Genomic DNA, 3633 nt, shown 5'->3' with positions numbered 1-3633 from the left:
TCATCGATCGAATCGGTCAACACACCTTCAGGCAGATCGATCCGTGCAGCGGCTTTGGCGCGGTCTCTGGCGACCGCCTTACGCAACCACAACGTTCGACCGGCATGACGCGCCGTGCGGTCTCCATGATCAAGCAACAGACGCGCAACACCGCTACCAACAGTCCCCAGGCCAACAATGGCAATGTTTGTCTTTTCCATGACGCCAGATGTTACCCGCCCGACCGCGTTTGAACGAGACCCGGCACTAGCGATGCATGTTGATGAATTGCCACCCCGATATCCGCCAGTTCGGCCCATAGGCGCGACACCAGCGGCACTGCGCCAACATTTTGATCGGCCCGCCCTTGAGCGATTCGATCGTCAGCACCGCGGTGGATCGCTCGGGAATCTCGTTTTGCGTGATCAGTCCAATGCCGGCGGCCGAGACGTTTCGCGAAAATGCCATGATTTCTTGCTGAGCCCCTCGGATCAGCAACGCGACGGGCCGGACCAAATGCTCGCGGTGCGACGAACGATTTTCAATGCGATCGTAAAACGCGTCTTCCTCAAGAAGATCCCGAATGGCGTTCTCGACGTCCATGTTCGGTGCGGTACCGGAAAGACGCAACATTGTGGGCAGACTCCTGCACGTTCTATGGGTGACGCGTGGTTTCTTGCGTCGACAAAGGGATTCCAGGGATGTTGACCGGGTGCGTGTTCGGGTCAGGCAGACTGTGCCGACACCAACGCTACCCGTTAACTTCAACCTTGCCGGGCATTCTGCCCGTGTGCAAATGGATTTCCGCACGAATGCTTAAGAAATCGATCGAAACGCCATGACCATTTCGATCGGCCCCTTCACCCTGCCACGATCTGGTCACCGACCACCCCCCTAATTGGAATAGTGAACAGCGAGCCCAAGCGTCCGGCGCAACCCACCGTGCGAGCGTTACAGCGACCGCAGATACTCCGCGCTTTGCTGAATGCTTTTGACCGGGTGCGGCGAGTGGTCTTGCTCGACGTGGCAGTGCGACACGCCGGCATCCGCGGCGGCGGCCAGGATCGGTTCCATCGGGATCACGCCGTTGCCCAGTTCCTTGAACGCTTCCTTGGGAATGCCGTCGTATTGCGGCGGGGTGACGGATCGATCCAGGTCTTTGAGGTGCAACTGCGTCACGCGTCCGGAGAGTTTGCGAATCAGATCCGCGGCATCCAAGCCACCGACGGCGACCCAGAAGACGTCGATTTCAAACTTCATGTCCTCTGAAAACTGTTCGACAAAAACGTCATAACCACACTTGCCGCCCTCGAGCGGTTTGAATTCAAAGGCGTGGTTGTGGTAGGCCAATTGAATCCCCGCGCGTTTCGCTTTCTCGGCCGCCACGTTGCACCGCTCTGCGACCTGCTTGTACTGGTCCAACGAACCACGCAGTTCGGCGCCCAGGTACGGGACCACGACGTGGGTCAGTCCCAGGTCGTTGGCTTTGTCGAGCAGCTCTTCAAACGGCTGAACGCCTTTCTGGTCAGGCTTTAGGATTCCGTCGGTGTTGATGTGCGACGAATGGACCGCCATCCCATTGGCTTTGGCTTCGCGAATCATGTCGTCCGCGCCGGGGAACCCATACGGTTCGACTTGCTTGTACCCCGCCTCAGCGACTGCTTTCAACGTGCCCGCAACGTCCTTGCCGATTTCGTTCCGCAGCGTGTAGAGCTGGATGCCGATCTCGTTGCGATACTTGTTGTCCGATTCCAGGGCGCTGAGCCACTTGGATTGAGCCAGGGCGGCGGTCAGCGCTGCACCGGTCGCAATGAATTGACGTCGTTTCATGGTTGTGATGGTGTGTGGGGGAACGAAAAGCAAAGGAGATCGATGAACAATCGTGGGGCGTGTAGGCATTCCCCACGCGATCAGCCGGTTCGCGCACGCGTTCGGGCCCCGTGCGTGAACGCGCGAGGCCCGTGAACTAGCGCCAACCGGCTGATTACCGGTCGGCTGCATCGATTGGAAACCGCGGCGTCAACCGACTTGCATCGCCGTTCCCATCGTAACCCCTGGCGCGGGCAAATTGCTCTCGCCTTGCAGAAAAAGATCGATCGCGCGAGCGGCACCCCGCCCCTCGTTGATCGCCCACACAACCAGACTCTGGCCGCGGCGACAGTCCCCGGCGGCAAAGACCTTGTCGATGTTCGTCGCAAACTGGCCGTGTTCCGCCTTGAAATTGCTCCGCGGATCGGTCTCCATCCCCAGCGATTCGGGGACGTACTGTTCCGGCCCCAAGAATCCCATCGACAGCAGGATCAATTGGGCAGGCCACTGTTTTTCGGACCCTTCGACCTCGGCCATCTGCCATTTTCCGGACGCGTCTTTGGTCCATTCCACTTCGACGGTCTTGATGCCCGCAAGCTCGCCTGCGTCATCGACGACGAATTCCTTGCTGAGGATCTGGTACTCACGAGGATCGCGGCCGAACTTGGCTTCGGCTTCTTCGTGTCCGTAATCGACACGGAAGATGCGAGGCCATTCCGGCCACGGATTATCCGAGGCACGCTCTTGCGGCGGTTTGGGCAGCAGTTCGAAATTGACCAGGCTGCGGCAACCGTGTCGCAAACTGGTCGCAATGCAGTCGGTTCCGGTGTCACCACCCCCGATCACGATCACGTCTTTGCCTTCGGCGCTAATGAAACCGTCGCCGAGCGTTTCTCCGTGCACGCTTTGACGCGTGTTGGCGGTCAGAAACTCCATCGCAAAATGAACGCCCTTGGCGTCCCGGTTTGGGATCGGCAGGTCGCGCGGTTTCGTGGCGCCACATGCCAACAGAACGGCATCGTTGTCGTTGACCAACTCCTTGGGGTCGACGTCGACGCCGACGTTCACGCCGGTCACGAACTTGATCCCTTCGGCACTCATCTTGTCCACGCGGCGCTGGACCGCTTCTTTGGAAAGCTTCATGTTCGGAATGCCGTATTGCAGCAATCCGCCGATGCGATTGGCCCGTTCGTAAACGGTCACGCTGTGACCGGCTTTGTTCAACTGGTCCGCCGCGGTCAATCCGGCCGGGCCGCTGCCGACAATCGCAACCGATTTTCCGGTCCGGCTTTCCGGCGGTTCGGGCACGATCCAGCCCTCTTCCCAAGCCCGGTCGACGATCGCGTTTTCGATGTTCTTGATCGTCACCGGCGGGTGATTGATCCCCAACACACAGGATCCCTCGCACGGCGCCGGACAAGTGCGTCCGGTGAACTCGGGAAAGTTGTTGGTCTTGTGCAACCGCTCGATCGCTTCCTTCCAACGGTTGTTGTAGACCAAGTCGTTCCATTCGGGAATCAAATTATCGATCGGACACCCCGTGCCGGACTGACAAAACGGGACGCCGCAATCCATGCAACGGGCGCCTTGTTCGCGGAGGTGATCGATTTTGTGTTCGGTGTAGATTTCGTCGTAATCGTTCAGCCGAACGACCGGCAATCGCCACGGTACTTTTTTACGATCAAACTCTTTGAATCCGGTTGGCTTTCCCATCAGTCTGCTCTTGGTCTTACGTTTTGGATGTATTGGAAATAAAGTTGTTGCGGCAAGCTGGGGACGCTTGCGGATTGGGTCGGGTCGGCAAGCTGGAAGCTTGCGTGCTTACTCGGCTGGCAAGCTGGAAGC

General features: G+C 58.8%; 3 protein-coding genes and 1 pseudogene. All 4 read right to left on the bottom strand.

Features of this window, described 5'->3' with window-relative positions:
• Positions 1-200: pseudogene (locus tag ABX749_RS25960) on the bottom strand (homoserine dehydrogenase); the annotation flags it as partial.
• Between the two features lie 46 nt (positions 201-246).
• Complete coding sequence (locus tag ABX749_RS25955) at positions 247-612, bottom strand: PilZ domain-containing protein (RefSeq protein ID WP_372898562.1); 366 nt, start codon at positions 610-612, stop codon at positions 247-249.
• Positions 613-930: 318 nt separating this feature from the next.
• The gene (locus ABX749_RS25950; protein WP_372898561.1) at positions 931-1809 is read right to left on the bottom strand and encodes a sugar phosphate isomerase/epimerase family protein; all 879 of its coding nucleotides are present in this window, start codon (positions 1807-1809) and stop codon (positions 931-933) included.
• Positions 1810-1998: 189 nt separating this feature from the next.
• Positions 1999-3501, bottom strand: coding sequence for a glutamate synthase subunit beta (locus ABX749_RS25945; RefSeq protein WP_145208105.1), 1503 nt, complete (start codon positions 3499-3501; stop codon positions 1999-2001).
• Positions 3502-3633: the final 132 nt, after the last annotated feature.

Source organism: Stieleria sp., from assembly GCF_041595215.1.
Lineage (GTDB): Bacteria > Planctomycetota > Planctomycetia > Pirellulales > Pirellulaceae > Stieleria > Stieleria magnilauensis.
Note: the sequence above shows the minus strand (reverse complement) of the source record. Positions and strands in the feature narration are given on the sequence as shown.